Raw genomic sequence first — 16,014 nt, forward strand, 5'->3', positions numbered from 1 at the left:
ATTTTTCCATGAAATATGCGATTGTTACTGGTGCCTCGAAAGGATTGGGCGAAGCCATTACGAAGCGTCTTTTCGATGAACAAATGGCCGTGATATCGGTGTCCCGAACTGAAAATGAGGAACTAAAAAAACTTGCTGCTGAAAAAGGCGTAAATTATAGACATTTTTCCTGTAATCTTGCCTTGGATAAAGAAGTTCAGGAAGTTTTTATGGAAGTTGCCCATTTTATCTTTAAAGGTGAGCCTGAAGAAATTCTTCTTTTCAACAACGCTGGTGTGATTGAGCCGATCCAGACGGTTGGCAGCTTGGACCAAACGCCGACTATTCGAAACATTAAGGTGAATTTAATTGCGCCAATCTTGATTACCAATCTATTTTTAAATAAAGCCCAGAATACAAACACTACCATTCAGGTCATCAATGTGACTTCGGGTGCTGCTGTCCACCCGATCGAGGGCTGGAGCGTGTATTGCAGCTCAAAAGCCGGGTTAAATATGTTTACGCAAACAGCGGCTCTTGAGCAAAGGGAACTAGGAACCAATCATAAAATTTTCGCCTTCAGTCCCGGGGTTATGGATACAAAGATGCAAGAAACGATCCGCTCTTCATCCCAAGATGCCTTTAAAGACCTCGAAAAATTCATCGGGTTCAAGGAAAAAAATGTCCTCTTAAAAGCGGATGTAGTGGCCGGAGCGTTAGTAGACCTCGTCTTAAGTGGAACGGTTGAGAGCGGGCAAGTTTACAACATTAACGATTTACTTACATAAAGAAAGGGCCGATGCGGCCCTTTCTTTACACTAATCTTCCCGCGGAAACCACAACGTCATAGTTGTTCCTTTTCCAATCCTGCTTTTCACCTTGATCATCCCTTTATGAGCGTCCATTAAGGCTTTCACAACGGAAAGTCCAATACCCGCTCCACCTGTTTTTCGGTCCCGGGACTTATCTCCGCGATAGAATCGTTCGAAAATGTGCGGGATATCTTCCTCCGCCATGCCGGAACCTTCATCCTGTATCCTAAAGCCGACGTAGCCATCGCGGTCCGTTGCCACCGAAATGGTCACATTTTTTCCTTCCGGCGTGTACTTCAAAGCATTGTTTAGAACATTAGAGAGAATTTGCATCAGGCGATCCTTGTCTGCTTCAAAAATCTCCTCCTGCTCAGGCTCTTCAATATGTAACTGAACTCCTTTTTCCTTAAAAATCGGCATAAACATTTCCCATAAGGCCGCCAGCACACTGCAGGCATCGAGCTCTATTTTTTCGAGCTTCATTTGCGGGTTTTCTGCGGCGAGCAATTTTTCCAGCTCGTTCACAAGCCTAACCAACCGCATCAGCTCCTCGTGACTGGCCTGTAGGCGCTGTGGTGTCGGCTCCCAAACTCCATCTTGAAAAGCCTCGATCTGACTTCTTAAGGTAGCAAGCGGGGTTCGGAGCTCATGGGCTAAGTCCCCCGTAAACTGTTTCCGCAGCATTTCCTCCTTTGCCAGCGATTGCGCCAGATTATTAAAGGAAATGGCCAGCTGCTTGATCTCGGTTGGCAGCCCCTTTAATGGGATGCGGATATTGAGGTTGTGCTGCTGCAACTCATCGGCCGCAAACGAGAGCTTTTTCAAACCAGAGGTTAATTTTTTTGAAAAAAGCATACTGAAGACAATCGCCAGCACAACGGTTAAGCATACGGCGGCATATATGTATAACTGGATAGTTTGGATAAATGTATACTCGTCATCAATTAAGCCCTCTGGATAAATGGCGACGAGTTTACCAATAATGGCGTTGTCGACCTTAAGTGTATAATTTTTCGAATGCCATTCCTCACCGCTTGGCTCCGGTTCGGTCAGGCCGAGACTGTTTAGCATGCTGCGGATATTGGAGGAGTCCATCTGGATTTGTCCGTAGCGGTCATACAGCTGAAAATAAAGCTGATCGCCCATCGCATATTCGTGCAGCATCGCAAACACCGGGTCCCTTGTAAAATGGCCATTTTGCCGAAAATCCTTTTCAATTTCGGTGATCACCCTATCAATCTTTTTTTCGCGATTCCGGTCCAAGTAACTATTAAAACTCTCTTCAAAACCGTACTGAATAAAAAAGCTGACGATCAATATACCGATCATCGAAATCAAAAGCAGGTAAAAGAGAATTTTAGACCGGAGCGTTTGCAACATCGGGAACCCCTCCAAATTTGTAGCCCATGCCAAAAACGGTCATGATGAACTCCGGCTGCCGTGAGTCGGTCTCGATTTTTTTGCGCAGGTTTTTGATATGGGTATCAACGCTGCGCTCATATCCTTCATAATAGATGCCTTCATCCTGAATTTTTTCAAGCAAATCCATGCGGCTGTACACCCGGCCGGGATTGCCCGCCATGTTGGTTAACAGCTTGTATTCAATGGGGGTAAGCGTAATATATTGTCCGTTAACGGTTACTTCTTTTTTCTCTAAATTTATCGCCAGTTTCCTTCTGTTAAATTCAAGGCGGTCTACCTTTTCAGTCTTTTTGACGCGCCTTAATATAGCCTGAACGCGGACAACAACCTCGCGCGGGCTGAACGGTTTCGTTAAATAATCGTCAGCGCCCATGACGATGCCGTTAATTCGGTCGTCTTCTGCTGACTTGGCCGTCAGCATCAGAATCGGTACATCGGATTCCTTGCGGACAAGCCGGCAAACCTCTTCACCGGAAATATCGGGAAGCATTAAGTCTAATATGATTAAATCCGGCTGCAGGGTTTTCGCCTTTTTCAAAGCATCTATTCCATTATCTGCGCTATAAATTTCATAGCCTTCTCTTTCTAGGTAAGCTTCGAGAACTTCTATGATTCTACGTTCATCGTCGACTAATAATATTTTCATTATTATCACTCCCCATATCATTAATATATCATCTTGGGTCTGTGATTTTTGTAACTTCACAAAATCATCATAAGTTCTTCATAACATCTTCAATCTTTCCCGCTAAAATAAGGACATCTAAGAAGAAGGGATTCTCGACGGACCCCCAAGTTATCGAAGCAATCCCCTCTTCGGAATGGTAGTTGGTCTTTATGGCCTCTTACTCATCCCAAAATACCTCTCTTAAAATATAAAAAGGTGTCCCGATGTCGGGGCACCAATTTTTTTATTTGGGAAAGATGTCTTTCCATATACTTTTATCAAACTCCCAATAATAAAATTGATTGTTGGATTTATACACGATGACACAGCCGTTATTCTGAAGCTGGGTTCCCATGATCAGCTCATCGATATTCTCCTGCCGGGAAACAGACCGTCCATACCAAGGAAAGCCGGATGCTTCATTGTCCCTGAGCCAAAATCCAAGCCTTCCATTTTTTAATTTACAGACTACTACAAATTGACCTGCATTATTTTGAAAAAATATCGGTGTTCCGACAACGTTAGTAGCAAATGTCTCACTTTTATTCCATTCCCCATCCGGGTCCTGCCAATAGTGGGTCAAGGACGAACCTGACCTTACGATAAGCTCATTGTTTCCGAATTTACTTTTGATTGGAATCGTAATCGAATAATTATTGGGGTTACTATCGTGCCATGGATACTCCTTGCTTTTATATCGTTTAGTATGAGTGCCACTATTTATATGAAGGATTAGTTTTCGGACTGGATCGTCATGATCTCTTATCACCGGGTGGCACAGCCCGCCAGTTTCGTTATTGTTCAGGCAGGATATCATTTCGTCCAGTGTAAAGTATGGACGATAGCGGATCATTGTTGAGGCCGTATCATTTGGATATTTTTTCATTCTGAAGCCAAGCTCCTTTGCCATGTTAACAAACAGGACCTCATCTGTGCCGAAGGAAATCGTTTTGTTTAGAGCATTTTTTAGCCTTTCCAGCCGTTCCTGTTTCAGTAAAGCTTGAACGAGCGTCCTTGAAATCACCTGGCCCACATTAAATACGCCATAGAAAGGGTTAACATTAAAAAATTTTTTCCAACGATTAATGTCTTTCTTCAGTTCTTTTCCAATATACCAGCCACTTTTTGGGATTCTCAGCTTGACGGCCATATAATCCGTATCTTTCATTTCTTCTTGAACAAATTCCTCGTAGCCTTTTCTGATAAACAAGGCATCCGAATCAATATTAATAAAATAATCGTACTGTATCCCCTGTTTCTCGAGCCATTCCATTGTTTCCAAAAAATAAATGGTCGTCCATCCCCGCTTTAATTTATGGCTAGAAGGGCAGACAGGAACACCTAATCCCTCACATAGTTTCGGGTCCTCTCCCCCGTTGTATAAGACAATGGTACTGCTTGGGCAATAATAGCGAACATTATCAATTAGCTGCTTAACTAACTCTCTGTCTTCATGAACAAGGATGGCAAAACAGACTTTACTGTTGGGGGAAGCTGTTGATTCATTTACATTTTCTATTTTAATAGGATTATTCCTTTCCCGTCGTTCATTAATAATCTCGGCCATTTTCTTCTTGTTGCCACTTGCACGTTGATAGCGTCCGAGAAGATTGGCATTCGCCTTTCCATTTGGGTTTGTTTGATAGCTTGAACTTGGGTGCCATAAATGATAGATTCTTCCTTTAACATTTACAATGTCCCCGCATAGGGTGCGGACAGAATGTGAAAAAGCATCATCCTCCCCTCCCCAGCCAATAAACCGTTCATCAAAACCACCGACTGCTTCAAAGTTTGCCCTTGGAATGACAAAGAGTTTACCGGCAAAACCTTGATAAAGCCAATTTGCTTTTGTACAATCTCCGGAGTTTACATCCATCGGCCATTTTGGTTTTGTTTGAAGCAATTTTTTAGTGCCTTGCTTTTCAACATTATATATCTCAGTAAAAGGAACAACCCATGCTGCTTTTTTTAGTACTTTGATGGCTTCCTCAATAAGTGAGGGGTCATAAACGACATCCGCATCTGCTATGACAAAGATATCTTTTGTAGCCTTTTTAGCTGCTAAGTTGATGGCTTTCGCTTTATTAATGTCTCCACTGATGATTCCCAAACATAGTTCAGCTTCGGGCATGACCTTGGCATAGTACTTTTTGATCCATTCAAAAGCCCTCGCCCTTGGCCCATTGTCTGTTTGGAATGGTATAATGATTGATACATTTTCTAACAACGACAACGCTCTCCTTTTTTCTCCCGTTTTTCTCCCTTTTTTATCTTTTGCTCATGATTTTCATTAGTTCAACGTATTCATCCAAAACCCCAATATCGTAGCGATCCCCGGAAATGATTTTTCCATAGATGGATTCTGTGCCAAGCAAGGTTTTAATAGCATCAGTCAACTGAATTTCCCCATCGACCCCTGCTTTTATTTCCTCCAGACATTTAAATATCTCTGGGGTAAAAATATATCTCCCGATAACAGCCATATCAGAAGGTGGGTCTGTTTTAGGTTTCTCCACAATATTCTCGATTTCGATTGGATTTGTTTTACTTGAACATTGAATGACACCATAATTTTTTAATTGCTCTTGTTGGACTTGCTTTAATCCAATAACACTGCTATTTGTCTCCTTGTAGACATCAATTAATTGTTTAAGAGCAGGAGCCTCGCTGGAAATGACAAAATCATCCGGAAGCAGTACACCAAACGGTTCGTTTCCCACAAATTCTTTGCCAAGTCGAATTGCGTCCCCAAGGCCTCTTGCATATGACTGCCTTGTATAAAAAATTTCTACTTTTGGTAGTTCCAAATGTTTAAGCAAATATTCTTTGTTTTTGCTTCTTAACCAGTTCTCTAACTCCAATGAATGATCAAAATAGTCCATAATCGCGTTTTTTGAATTTGATGTGACGATTAGTACTTGTTCAATCCCCGATTGAACTGCTTCCTCAACGATATAATGAATGGCCGGTTTTAAACCTACAGGCAGCATCTCTTTTGGTATTACTTTTGTGATAGGTAGATTTCGCGTACCGTACCCTGCAGCAGGAATGATTACTTTCCTGACCATAACTTTTTCTCACCTTCTTCTGATTGTTAATAAACAAACGAACATTATTCTTCTAAGAGGACATTAGAAGTTTCTTTTATACTTATGTGAATCGATATGGGATGGAAACGGCTTGTATCACACCCAAGTTGAATATTTCGATTAATTCAACATAGATTTTTGTACCTTTCAAATGTATGCTCATTCGCATTCAATAAAATAGAGAACCTGTTGCTTAAGTGATGATGTGTCTGTTCCTGTCATTTCGATTACAGGCAGGAATTTTTTTTTGGAGGAGATGAACAGTGAAACTAGGAATAATGTGCGGAATGCCGCTTAGTGGAAAATCAACATACGGCAAAACCCTTCAGAAGCAAGGTTGGGTACGTGTATCTCTCGATGATCTTAGGCTTGCTTTACACGGCCAAGTTTATAAAGCAGAGGCAGAACCTCTCGTGTGGGAAAACGCTGAACTCATGGTCCGGACATTGCTAAAAAGCGGACATGATGTGCTCGTAGATACCACCAACAGAACAAGAGACAGACGAAAAAGATGGAGACGAGTGGCAAAGGAATTTGGCCTTACTTTGGAAATTTTCTATGTGGATACTGATTATGAAACTTGTAAAAAACGAAACAGAGTTTTGAAGCGGTTATCAGATAATGTTTTAAAACAAATACACAAGGAATTCGAGAAGCCTACTTCGGATGAGGGGACTATTAGTCAAATTTCTGGGCTTGATAATCGCAAATAGGAGGATGAAAGGTGAAAGAATATACTAGTTTCGAAATTGACGGAAAGGAAGCTAAAAAATATATCAGTTTTGATGTTGGCGGGACAAAAGTAAAGCATGGGCTATTGTTAGGAGATGGAACCATTCTTTCAAAGGACAGCTACAAAACCAATTGCACGAACCTTGACCTATTTTTAAAAGAAATGGCAGAAACAATTCATATGTATACCCAAAATCATCAAGTGAGCGGTGTTGCCATTAGCTTACCGGGCTTTATCAATCCGCATACAGGTTACTCAGAAAGCGGGGGCGCGGTCACAGCTCTGGATCACCAGAATCTAAAAAAACTACTGGAAAAAAGAACTTCTCTGCCAATTGAAGTTGAGAATGATGGAAACTGTGTCGCGTTAGCTGAAAAAGTGAGTGGCAACGCAAAGAATTGTACCGATTTTATTTGTATGACCATTGGTACCGGTATTGGCGGCGGTATCTTTGTAAACGGGAGTCTTTTACATGGACACAGCTTTAGGGGCGGCGAAATTGGTTTTATGATTACAAGGGCAGGAAATTATGACATGGACATATTGCATTCCAATGCTTCCACTAATGCCTTAATAAAAGCCTATAAAAAGCTAAAGGGCATTAGTGAGCACGAACATATTGAAGGAGAAAGAGTGTTTCTGGAATCCAAGAAAAATAGTTCGGTACGAAAACTAGTTGATGAGTGGGTTCAACACATTAGTTATGGAATTTTCAATCTGGCCGCAACCTTAAACCCTCAAAAGATTTTAATTGGCGGCGGAGTAATTGCCCAACAAGGATTGATTAGTAAAATCAATCATAAACTTGACCAGCTCCCTTGGTGGAAACGGATTAAAATACCGGTTGAGCGCTGCAAGTATCAAAATGATGCAGGAATGATTGGCGCGATGTACAATTTTATTAAAAAACAGGGGAGGTAAGTTCTGAGTTAGCCGTGGTGTTTGGGTAGAATCCCGCTGCGACTTCTGGATTTCGCACATGCTGTGCACATTGAAAAAGGGGCGACCGCGGTTAAGCAGGTCAGCCCCTTTCTATTAATCTTTCTTTTTGATTTCGTCTGTTAATTCCTCAATGCTTCTTTTCACGTTCGATTTGCCGGAGTAGTTTTCAATCAGTTCTTTCAGATCCAAACCGCTTGATGCCTTTAATGACTCCTGCAGGCTGGCCATCAAGTTAGTAGCATAGCCGGTGATTTTATTGGCACCGCCATTTGGGCCGGAACCGCCGCCTGTATCCACGACCGTAATTTTTTCAATATTGGACAGTGGGCTTGCCACCTGCTTTGCGTATTCTGGAAGCATTTTGATGATCATATCGAGAATCGCAGCCTGGCCGAATTGCTCGAATGCTTCCGCAATCTTTTGCTTCGCTTCAGCTTCGGCAAGACCCTTCATGCGGATGATTTCGGCTTCAGAAAGACCCTGCGCCTTTTGCGATTCTGCTTTAGCAAGACCGTCTAAACGCACGCGCTCAGCCTCCGCTTTCGCCATCGCTTCAATCCGGTATTTATTCGCTTCCGCATCAGCAATTTGCCGGGCTTTTTCTGCCGCAGCAGACTGTTCAATCGAATAGCGGTCGGCGTCGGCTTTCTTTTTCACTTCAGAATCATATTGACGTTCACGACGAAGGATTTCTTTTTCCTCGAGTTCAATTTGCTTCTGTCTTTCAATGATTTTTACTTGCATTTCCTGTTCAGTTACGTCCTGCTTAGCCTTAGCGCTTTCAAGGTCGTAAGCCATATCGGCACGGGCCTTGGCGATGTCCTGCTCGCGGCGGAATTCCGCTGTTTTCAACTGATTGACTTTTTCAGCTTCGGCGATTTCTGTTGCCCGCTCCAGCTCTGAACGTTTCGCTTCCTTATCGGCCTCCGCCTTTTTAATGCGGGTTTCTTTTTCCGCTTCAGCTGTAGCGATATCAGCATCCCGCTTCACTTGGGCAATCCGTGGCTTACCAAGGGCCTCAAGGTAGCCGTTTTTATCGCGAACATCTTTAATCGTAAATGAGACAATGACAAGGCCCATTTTGGCCAGATCCTGCGATGCGACACGCTGCACTTCCTGCGAGAATTTATCTCGGTTTTTATAGATTTCTTCGACTGTCATCGAGCCAAGAATGGAACGCAGATGACCCTCGAGAACTTCTTTTGCCTCATTTTCTCTTTCTTCCTTCGGCTTGCCGAGGAACTGTTCAGCAGCTGTGGCTATCTCGTTGATGGAACCGCCGATTTTGATGATGGATACCCCGTCAGCCATGACCGGTACGCCCTGCTCGGTATAAACCTCCGGGGTCGTTACTTCTAGTTTGCTAGATAACAAGCTTAACGGTTCTGCCTGTTGAAAAACTGGTAAAATAAACGTACCGCCTCCGCGGATGATTTTGATTTTATTACCAGATTCGTCGACATGGACATTTCTGTTTCCGAGGAAACTGCCGGTTACAATCAGTGCCTCATCCGGCCCGGCTGTCCGATACTTGGTAATAAATACTCCGATTAATGCAATTAAGATAAGTGCGACAATCCCAATAATTACCCATACAAAACCAAATTCCATGTTTTAACCTCCTCTTTCTCTCTCTTTTATAAAAAGCTTTCCAGTTCCTGGTGAATCGTAACTTCGAGAACCCCATTCTTCACCTGAACAATGAGCACTTTTACACCGTTTGGTATGGATTCCCCTTCAAAGCTTGTGGCAGGCTTGGCAATCCGGCCGCTGGCATTTTCAATGATAACCTCGCCAAAGCCGTCGGCAGGAATCGGCGTGATGACGGTGCCAATACGACCTCTTAAATCAGATTCTTTATAGACAAGCGATTCCTCAGCGGAGGATAACGGTACAAGAACAAAAACATTTAGCAAAGTAACGACTATAAATGCGATAACAGCTGATATTCCTAGGATTAGTAAGTAATGAAGGGCCGACAGCCTTTCTAACAGGTAACCGCTCGCAGACAGAACCGTAACGAAGGCAAAGATAAGGACCGGGTTGAGAAAGTGTAAACCGCCGGCTCCTGTGTCAAAATGAAACACATCCGCAAACAATACATATAAAACGGTTAATACTCCAGAAATGATGAGACCGTACAAATAAATCGTGGCTAATGGCAAGCCGAAAAGTTCCATGTGCATCATCCTTTTCCTTCATAGTGAGTTGTATACACAAAGGAAAGTTTGTTTTCATTTGAGCATAGGACATCCGTCCCTTCCCCTGTCATATGTATAGTCAATAATACGGATAAAAAAGGGAAAAGTTTCACTTTTTGGGGATTATTTATGAAAATTTCCACAAAAATCTTAAGCGACAGTTGAAATGGTTTATGCGACAGTAAGAGTGGCCTATACGACAGTAAAACTGGATTATACGACAGTAAAACTGGGTTATCCGACAGTGAACCTGTTTAACGACAGTAAGACCGGGCTATCCGACAGTAAGAACAGACCAATTCAACCGCACAACAAAAAGTGCCCCAGCCCTCGGCTAAAGCACTTATTGAATCATATTCAAAAACTTCCTGGTTCGTTCTTCTTTCGGGTTGGTGAAAATTTCTTCCGGCTTGTTTCGCTCGACAACAACGCCGCCATCCATGAAGATGACTTCGTCTGCTGCCTCACGGGCAAAACGCATTTCGTGGGTAACTACAATCATCGTCATCCCTTCTTGGGCAAGGTCCTTCATGACCCTTAGCACCTCGCCGACTAGCTCAGGGTCGAGTGCCGATGTCGGCTCGTCAAACAGCATAACCTCCGGCTCCATCGCCAAGGCCCGGGCAATTCCGACCCGTTGCTGCTGGCCGCCCGATAGCTGCGAAGGATAGTAATCCATTTTATCGCCGAGGCCAACTTTTTGAAGCAGGCCCGCTGCCTTCTCGCGTGCTTTTGATTTCTCCATCCCCTTCACCACTACCGGCCCCTCCATAACATTTTCAAGAGCCGTTTTATGCGGGAAGAGATTATAGTTTTGAAACACCATTCCTGTTAAACGGCGGAACGAGGCAATGCTTTTTTTCGAAACGGTTTTTGAAAAGTCAAGACTATTGCCTTCAATAGAAATGATACCTTTTGTAGGAATCTCAAGTACGTTCAGGCAGCGGAGCATTGTCGTTTTCCCCGATCCAGACGGACCAATCACAACTACGACCTTACCCTTCCCCACCTCAAGGTCGATTCCTTTTAGTACCTCTAATTGATCGAATTGCTTGTGTAATCCTTTAATTGAAATCATTGTAAAACTCCCTTTTTCAATCGGGTTTTTTCTAAAAAAGGTCATTAAAAATCGATTCGCTGATAGAATGGCTCAATTCGCCGATAGAACGGTGAAATTCGCTGATAGAACGACCGAATTCGCTGATAGACCCGTAAAATTCGCTGATAGAATCTTATCGAATGTAAAAAATCCAAAACGAAACCCTTTTTAAGTAATAAAATTTACTTATTTGAACCCTTTTGTTATTGATTCTACGCAAAATTCACCAAATTTTAGTGAAAAGTTTCATCACACATACCAATCCAGCCGCTTTTCCATATATTGCTGAAGCACAGACAAGAAAAAGCAAATAACCCAATAAATAAGAGCGGCTTCGGTATAGACCAATAGAAATTCATAGTTCCGGGAGGCGATTTCCTGGGCACGGCGGAACATTTCCGTTACAAGCACCAGCGATGCGAGTGAAGTATCCTTAACAAGACTAATAAATGAATTTGATAATGGCGGTACCGATACTCTCGCAGCCTGCGGCAAAATGATTCTTTTTAAAGCTTGCGCGTAGGTCATGCCAATGGAATAGCCGGCCTCCCATTGGCCTTTTGGGATCGAAAGAATCGCTGCGCGGATAATTTCCGATGCATACGCCCCAACGCTCAGCGAAAAGCCAATGACAGCAGATAGAAACGGATCAAGTGTAATTCCGACGTTCGGCAGCCCATAAAAGATGATAAATAATTGCACTAACAGAGGCGTACCGCGGATGGCGGATACATAAACTCCGGCAATCCCCCGCAATACTTTCCCCTGCGAAATTCGGGCAAGGGCTGTCAATACAGCTAAAATGATTCCGACAATAAACGAAATAATGGTTAAGGGAATGGTGTTCATAATTGCACCCTCCAGCATGGGCTGGAGGGAGGTTTTAGCGATATCCATTAACCTGGCCGTTCGTTCCGGGTCAGCGAAAATACTATTTAAGTACATCTACACCAAACCATTTCTCAGAGATTTTTTTGTAGGTGCCGTCATCGACCATGTCTTTTAAGGCCTTGTTCACGGAATCAACAAGCGTGTCGCTTTTCTTGCGGAACATAAATCCGCTTGATGACGCATCCTCACCGGTAGCCACAATTTTAATTGGTGCATCCGGCTTCTGCTTTGTATAATCCAAATAAGCAATTTTGTCATTAATCGTTACGTCGACGCGATTTTGCGCAAGCAGCTCTACCGCCTGCTGGAAGCCATCCACACCAACAAGATTTGCGCCGTACTTTTTCGCCATATCGCCATAGTTGCTTGTCAATGATTGCGCGGAATTTAATCCTTTGATATCTTCAAATGATTTAACCTTTGTATTGCTCTTATTGGTAACGAGAACAGCAGCAGAAGTGATATATGGGTCTGAGAAATCGTATTTTTCCTGTCGGTCAGGACGGATTCCTACCTCGTTGGCAATCATATCAAAACGCTTTGCATCAAGGCCGGCAAACATTGCATCCCACTGGGTTTCCTTGAATTCCGCCTTTACTCCAATACGCTTGGCAACCTCTTCGGCGAGATCCACATCAAATCCGGTTAAATTGCCGTTTGTATCATGGAAGGTGAACGGTGGGTATGTACCTTCTGTTCCGATTAGAATTTTTCCGTCATCCTTAATTTTGGCTAATAGGTCATTGTCCGTTTTGTCAGCTGTCTTATTGTCCGTCTTTTTATTTTTATCGGCCTTGTCATCCTTGTTGCAGGCTGCCAATACAAGCATGAAGCTCAACAGCAAGGCGAAAATGATGGATAGTTTTTTCATGATGGTTACCTCCTAAATTTGAGTTATGCAAATCCCATAAAAGTGATGGGTTTATTTTGCCCTTTTATAAAAATTAAAAACCTATCAGAATGGTTCTGATAGGTTAAATTTTCTTATATAATGGCGTTCAGTTTGGAGGGAGGCTCTTGATACATTCCGGTTACATCCACGATTGTACCGAGAATGACATCTTTATCGTTCTCCACAAATGGTTTAATGGAAAATAACAATACCTTATCATTTAGGTCTATTTCAAAAGTACGCTCCTCTTGCCTGTTTATACACAAGCGACAGTAATCACTAAGAATACCTTGAGAATCCGGAAAAACATTAGCTAGCGGCTGCCCCAGGAGCTTTTTCTGATCATGGCCCAAATGTTCAGACATATTTCCTTCTCCATAAGTTAGAATAAATTCACTCTCGCTTTTTATTGCTTTAAAAACAAAGCCAGGCAACTGCGGGATAATCGTTTGTTCCTTTTGGTTCTCGTGCTCCTGTTCACTGCTGATAAAATAAAAACCTCTCAATATATAGTAAAATCCAATCGTTTTGAATAAATGACCAGTAAAATTGTCTAAATCAAAGACACTCTGATAGACGGTAAAAATTAAGCTTGTTAGCAATAGATATACAAGTGCCAGGGCGATTGCCAGTTTCGCTTCGCTTTTCTCCAAATAATATTGATACAAGGTAATAATGAGTGAAACAAACTGTACGAAGCTGACAAAATACTCAAAGCCATTTTTCAACGGTGTTGTTCCTTTTCCTTCAATCACTAGCAGCGGAAGGTTTTTTTCGAAAAAAATAAAGATGAAACTAATGAGCAAAACCAAGGTTGTGGCAAAGATAAACATTGGCCATCGATAGTCTTTGTTTAATGTTCGATCAGGGAGAAGAAGGATTAAAAAAATAAACAACGCTTGAAAAACCCTTGCCGCCACCCAAAACCAGGTAGCTTTTGCAACAGAGCTTTCGGTAAAGAAAAAAGGCATACCCTTAAAGGACAAGGTATGGATTGTATCTAGTGCCCCCACGATAAAAAAAGTAAAGGCAAGCAGCAGCATCCTTCTCGACCGAGTTTTCCCATAGGTTTTTATAGCATTCAGGAAGATGGCCGCAGATATGGAGATGCTGAAAACCTCTAAGATGAAATGGAAGCCAACGTAGTTTTCCGGATTATACAGGGTTATGATTTTCTGCTGAAATAAATGAATGGCTAACAGCAGGATGATCGCAATGGTTGAATAAACTAGAAATTTACCCTCCGTTAAATGGGATCTCATTTAGGTACACCTCCCCGTTATGATTTTATTATAAAACGGGAACTGCCCCTTACAGCATCTGTAATTGTTGCATTTTTATGACTATTTAGCAATCGCTTTCAACATAGTACTTATGTAGTAAAGGTTCCGTCCTTCTATAATATCTTTGGATTAGACATTAATAACGAAATTGAAAAGTACAGTCTAGTTCAATAGCCTTTTATTTTTACAATAAAGCTAAAAGTTCGACAGGAACAAACAAATACCATAGGGGTTTTATATAAATACTAAGTTTTTTGTTGGAAAATATTACTTGTCACCTAACGAAATTTATCGAAAAATACTTAGTAGTGGGATTTTTTTAGGAAGGAATTGGTTAAACATGATAAAAATTGGAATTATAGATGATAATTTTCAATTAACGGAAATACTTAATGAATACCTGTCAAAACTAGTCGATATGAAGGTAGTCGGAATCGCCCATAATGGCATGGAGGGAATGGAGTTGATTAAACGGGAACATCCGGATGTGGTCATTCTGGATTTAATCATGCCTCATACCGACGGATTTTCTTTACTCGAAAAACTTTATGCCGATCATATTTCGACCAAAGTCTTAATGTTAACGGCCTTTGGAAAAGAGGATATCATTAAGAAAGCAAATGAGTTAGGGGTATCTTATTTTCTGTTGAAACCGTTTGAGCTATCTCAGTTATCCGATACAATTAGAACGATTTGTTCAAACGAAAGTTATTCAATAAAAATCTCGAGAGAATCTAAGCCGGCGAACGAGAATAAGAGCGGCGAGAGCTTAGAAGTGAGAATCACCGACGTGCTCCGCTCGATGGGAATTCCAGCAAACCTAAAAGGGTATATTTTCTTACGGGAAGCCATCCAAATGGTGTTCCGCAATGTGGAATTATTAGGCGGGATCACAAAATTGATTTATCCGGCCATCGCCAAATTGTACAATACTACCCCAAGCCGGGTTGAAAGAGCCATCCGGCATTCGATTGAAGTGGGCTGGAACCGGGGCAGTATCGAGCATTTGAATCTGGTCTTTGGAAATACGGTAAGCCCTTTAAAGGGAAAGCCGACGAACAGTGAATTTATTGCACTGATTGCTGATCATTTAAGGCTTCAAAAAGTAGGATAAACTCTTACGTAAAGAGACTGCCTATTGTAAAAGGCAGTCTCTTTTATAGCTAATTACTTCCACCATTCGTCAAACATGCTGGCAGGAAGTCTTCGTTTATGTTCAGTCAAGATATAGCGCTGTTCGATTTTTTCCGCAACCTCCTCGGAAACCTGTTTGCCTTCGAGGTAATCGTCGAGTTCATCGTAGGTAATGCCTAACTCCGTTTCATCGGCCTGACCAGGCTTTTGATCAAGCAGGTCGGCTGTCGGGACTTTTAAATATAGAAGTTCGTCTGCACCCAATTCCTTTAGAAGTGCCTTGCCCTGCCTTTTGGATAAGCCGGTCAGCGGCAGAACATCAGCCCCGCCGTCACCGTATTTTGTGTAAAAACCGGTAACCGCCTCGGCTGCATGGTCTGTTCCGATTACAAGTAGCCCTTCCATCCCGCCGACGGCGTATTGAGCAATCATTCTCATTCGCGCCTTAACATTTCCTTTTTGATAGTCGCTCAACGGCTGTGTTGGTGTAGCTGTGTCGTATTCCTTCTGGACCTCGTCCACCGCTCCTTTAATATTAAACACCATTTCCCGATCTGCACGAATAAATTCTAGCGCACGCTTCGCGTCTTCCTCATCCTGCTGGACTCCATATGGCAGGCGGACAGCGATGAATAAGGCATCCGTCCCTTCATTTCGCAGCTCTTCGACCGCCAGCTGCGTCAGGCGTCCTGCCAGCGTGGAATCCTGACCACCGCTGATTCCAAGCACGTAGCCTTTTGCCTTTGTTTTGGTTAAATACATTTTTAAGAAATCGATTCTCTTCCTGACTTCTTCTTTCGGCTGTATGTTGGGAGAGACGTTTAACTCCTTCATAATTTGTGCCTGCATGCTCATTTATTTGAAACCTCC

Annotated in this window: 15 protein-coding genes; 4 read left to right on the forward strand and 11 right to left on the reverse strand. The window is 42.5% G+C overall.

Annotated elements, in window-relative coordinates:
* Positions 1 to 8 precede the first annotated feature (8 nt).
* Positions 9 to 767, forward strand: a complete 759-nt coding sequence (locus ACFPA1_RS11365; RefSeq protein WP_378582889.1) for a (S)-benzoin forming benzil reductase — start codon at positions 9 to 11, stop codon at positions 765 to 767.
* Positions 768 to 797: 30 nt separating this feature from the next.
* Here the strand turns inward: ACFPA1_RS11365 and ACFPA1_RS11370 are convergent, their stop codons facing one another.
* The 4 genes from ACFPA1_RS11370 to ACFPA1_RS11385 form a co-directional block, all read right to left on the reverse strand.
* Complete coding sequence (locus ACFPA1_RS11370; protein ID WP_378582892.1) at positions 798 to 2,171, reverse strand: HAMP domain-containing sensor histidine kinase; 1,374 nt, start codon at positions 2,169 to 2,171, stop codon at positions 798 to 800.
* On the reverse strand, positions 2,149 to 2,859 hold the full coding sequence (locus ACFPA1_RS11375; RefSeq protein ID WP_378582894.1) for a response regulator transcription factor: 711 nt from the start codon (positions 2,857 to 2,859) through the stop codon (positions 2,149 to 2,151). Before ACFPA1_RS11375 ends, ACFPA1_RS11370 begins: the two co-directional genes overlap by 23 nt.
* Before the next feature lie 265 nt (positions 2,860 to 3,124).
* Complete coding sequence (locus ACFPA1_RS11380) at positions 3,125 to 5,107, reverse strand: galactosyltransferase-related protein (protein WP_378582898.1); 1,983 nt, start codon at positions 5,105 to 5,107, stop codon at positions 3,125 to 3,127.
* 40 nt (positions 5,108 to 5,147) lie between these two features.
* Positions 5,148 to 5,948 (reverse strand): UTP--glucose-1-phosphate uridylyltransferase, encoded by an 801-nt coding sequence (locus ACFPA1_RS11385; RefSeq protein ID WP_378582899.1) that lies wholly within the window; start codon positions 5,946 to 5,948, stop codon positions 5,148 to 5,150.
* A 284-nt stretch (positions 5,949 to 6,232) separates the two neighbouring features.
* On the opposite strand from ACFPA1_RS11385, the gene ACFPA1_RS11390 reads away from it, so the two are divergent.
* Both ACFPA1_RS11390 and ACFPA1_RS11395 read left to right on the forward strand, forming a co-directional pair.
* Positions 6,233 to 6,682 (forward strand): AAA family ATPase, encoded by a 450-nt coding sequence (locus tag ACFPA1_RS11390; RefSeq protein ID WP_378582902.1) that lies wholly within the window; start codon positions 6,233 to 6,235, stop codon positions 6,680 to 6,682.
* A gap of 11 nt (positions 6,683 to 6,693) precedes the next feature.
* Positions 6,694 to 7,623, forward strand: a complete 930-nt coding sequence (locus tag ACFPA1_RS11395; protein WP_378582904.1) for an ROK family protein — start codon at positions 6,694 to 6,696, stop codon at positions 7,621 to 7,623.
* Positions 7,624 to 7,737: 114 nt separating this feature from the next.
* On the opposite strand, the gene ACFPA1_RS11400 is transcribed toward ACFPA1_RS11395, so the two are convergent.
* From ACFPA1_RS11400 to ACFPA1_RS11425, 6 genes are all read right to left on the reverse strand, one after another.
* Positions 7,738 to 9,255, reverse strand: a complete 1,518-nt coding sequence (locus tag ACFPA1_RS11400) for a flotillin family protein (protein ID WP_213144293.1) — start codon at positions 9,253 to 9,255, stop codon at positions 7,738 to 7,740.
* A gap of 26 nt (positions 9,256 to 9,281) precedes the next feature.
* Positions 9,282 to 9,824 carry an NfeD family protein gene (locus ACFPA1_RS11405; protein WP_378583431.1) on the reverse strand — a complete coding sequence of 181 codons (543 nt, stop codon included), beginning with the start codon at positions 9,822 to 9,824 and terminating at the stop codon, positions 9,282 to 9,284.
* A 364-nt stretch (positions 9,825 to 10,188) separates the two neighbouring features.
* A complete protein-coding gene (locus tag ACFPA1_RS11410) occupies positions 10,189 to 10,923 on the reverse strand; it encodes an amino acid ABC transporter ATP-binding protein (RefSeq protein ID WP_378582906.1) in 735 nt (244 codons plus the stop codon).
* A gap of 270 nt (positions 10,924 to 11,193) precedes the next feature.
* Positions 11,194 to 11,889 carry an amino acid ABC transporter permease gene (locus ACFPA1_RS11415; protein ID WP_378582909.1) on the reverse strand — a complete coding sequence of 232 codons (696 nt, stop codon included), beginning with the start codon at positions 11,887 to 11,889 and terminating at the stop codon, positions 11,194 to 11,196.
* A complete protein-coding gene (locus ACFPA1_RS11420; protein ID WP_378582912.1) occupies positions 11,876 to 12,706 on the reverse strand; it encodes an amino acid ABC transporter substrate-binding protein in 831 nt (276 codons plus the stop codon). Before ACFPA1_RS11420 ends, ACFPA1_RS11415 begins: the two co-directional genes overlap by 14 nt.
* 113 nt (positions 12,707 to 12,819) lie before the next feature.
* Positions 12,820 to 13,989: an MASE3 domain-containing protein gene (locus tag ACFPA1_RS11425; protein ID WP_378582915.1), complete on the reverse strand. Its 1,170-nt coding sequence runs from the start codon at positions 13,987 to 13,989 to the stop codon at positions 12,820 to 12,822.
* Positions 13,990 to 14,350: 361 nt separating this feature from the next.
* Between ACFPA1_RS11425 and spo0A the strand changes: the two genes are divergently transcribed.
* Positions 14,351 to 15,124: a sporulation transcription factor Spo0A gene (gene spo0A / locus ACFPA1_RS11430; RefSeq protein ID WP_378582918.1), complete on the forward strand. Its 774-nt coding sequence runs from the start codon at positions 14,351 to 14,353 to the stop codon at positions 15,122 to 15,124.
* 53 nt (positions 15,125 to 15,177) lie between these two features.
* Here spo0A and nadE read toward each other — a convergent pair whose 3' ends face one another.
* Positions 15,178 to 15,999: an ammonia-dependent NAD(+) synthetase gene (gene nadE, locus ACFPA1_RS11435; protein ID WP_378582921.1), complete on the reverse strand. Its 822-nt coding sequence runs from the start codon at positions 15,997 to 15,999 to the stop codon at positions 15,178 to 15,180.
* Positions 16,000 to 16,014: the final 15 nt, after the last annotated feature.

Source organism: Neobacillus sp. GCM10023253, from assembly GCF_042653105.1.
GTDB classification, from domain to species: domain Bacteria; phylum Bacillota; class Bacilli; order Bacillales; family Cytobacillaceae; genus Neobacillus; species Neobacillus citreus.

What these genes read in the sequence shown, in the direction of transcription:
- ACFPA1_RS11405 (WP_378583431.1), bottom strand. Translation starts at nt 9,824, where the DNA reads ATGGAACTTTTCGGCTTGCCATTAGCCACGATTTATTTGTACGGTCTC.
- ACFPA1_RS11415 (WP_378582909.1), bottom strand. Translation starts at nt 11,889, where the DNA reads ATGTACTTAAATAGTATTTTCGCTGACCCGGAACGAACGGCCAGGTTA.
- nadE (WP_378582921.1), bottom strand. Translation starts at nt 15,999, where the DNA reads ATGAGCATGCAGGCACAAATTATGAAGGAGTTAAACGTCTCTCCCAAC.
- ACFPA1_RS11370 (WP_378582892.1), bottom strand. Translation starts at nt 2,171, where the DNA reads ATGTTGCAAACGCTCCGGTCTAAAATTCTCTTTTACCTGCTTTTGATT.
- ACFPA1_RS11420 (WP_378582912.1), bottom strand. Translation starts at nt 12,706, where the DNA reads ATGAAAAAACTATCCATCATTTTCGCCTTGCTGTTGAGCTTCATGCTT.
- ACFPA1_RS11410 (WP_378582906.1), bottom strand. Translation starts at nt 10,923, where the DNA reads ATGATTTCAATTAAAGGATTACACAAGCAATTCGATCAATTAGAGGTA.
- ACFPA1_RS11385 (WP_378582899.1), bottom strand. Translation starts at nt 5,948, where the DNA reads ATGGTCAGGAAAGTAATCATTCCTGCTGCAGGGTACGGTACGCGAAAT.
- ACFPA1_RS11425 (WP_378582915.1), bottom strand. Translation starts at nt 13,989, where the DNA reads ATGAGATCCCATTTAACGGAGGGTAAATTTCTAGTTTATTCAACCATT.
- ACFPA1_RS11365 (WP_378582889.1), top strand. Translation starts at nt 9, where the DNA reads ATGAAATATGCGATTGTTACTGGTGCCTCGAAAGGATTGGGCGAAGCC.
- ACFPA1_RS11400 (WP_213144293.1), bottom strand. Translation starts at nt 9,255, where the DNA reads ATGGAATTTGGTTTTGTATGGGTAATTATTGGGATTGTCGCACTTATC.
- spo0A (WP_378582918.1), top strand. Translation starts at nt 14,351, where the DNA reads ATGATAAAAATTGGAATTATAGATGATAATTTTCAATTAACGGAAATA.
- ACFPA1_RS11375 (WP_378582894.1), bottom strand. Translation starts at nt 2,859, where the DNA reads ATGAAAATATTATTAGTCGACGATGAACGTAGAATCATAGAAGTTCTC.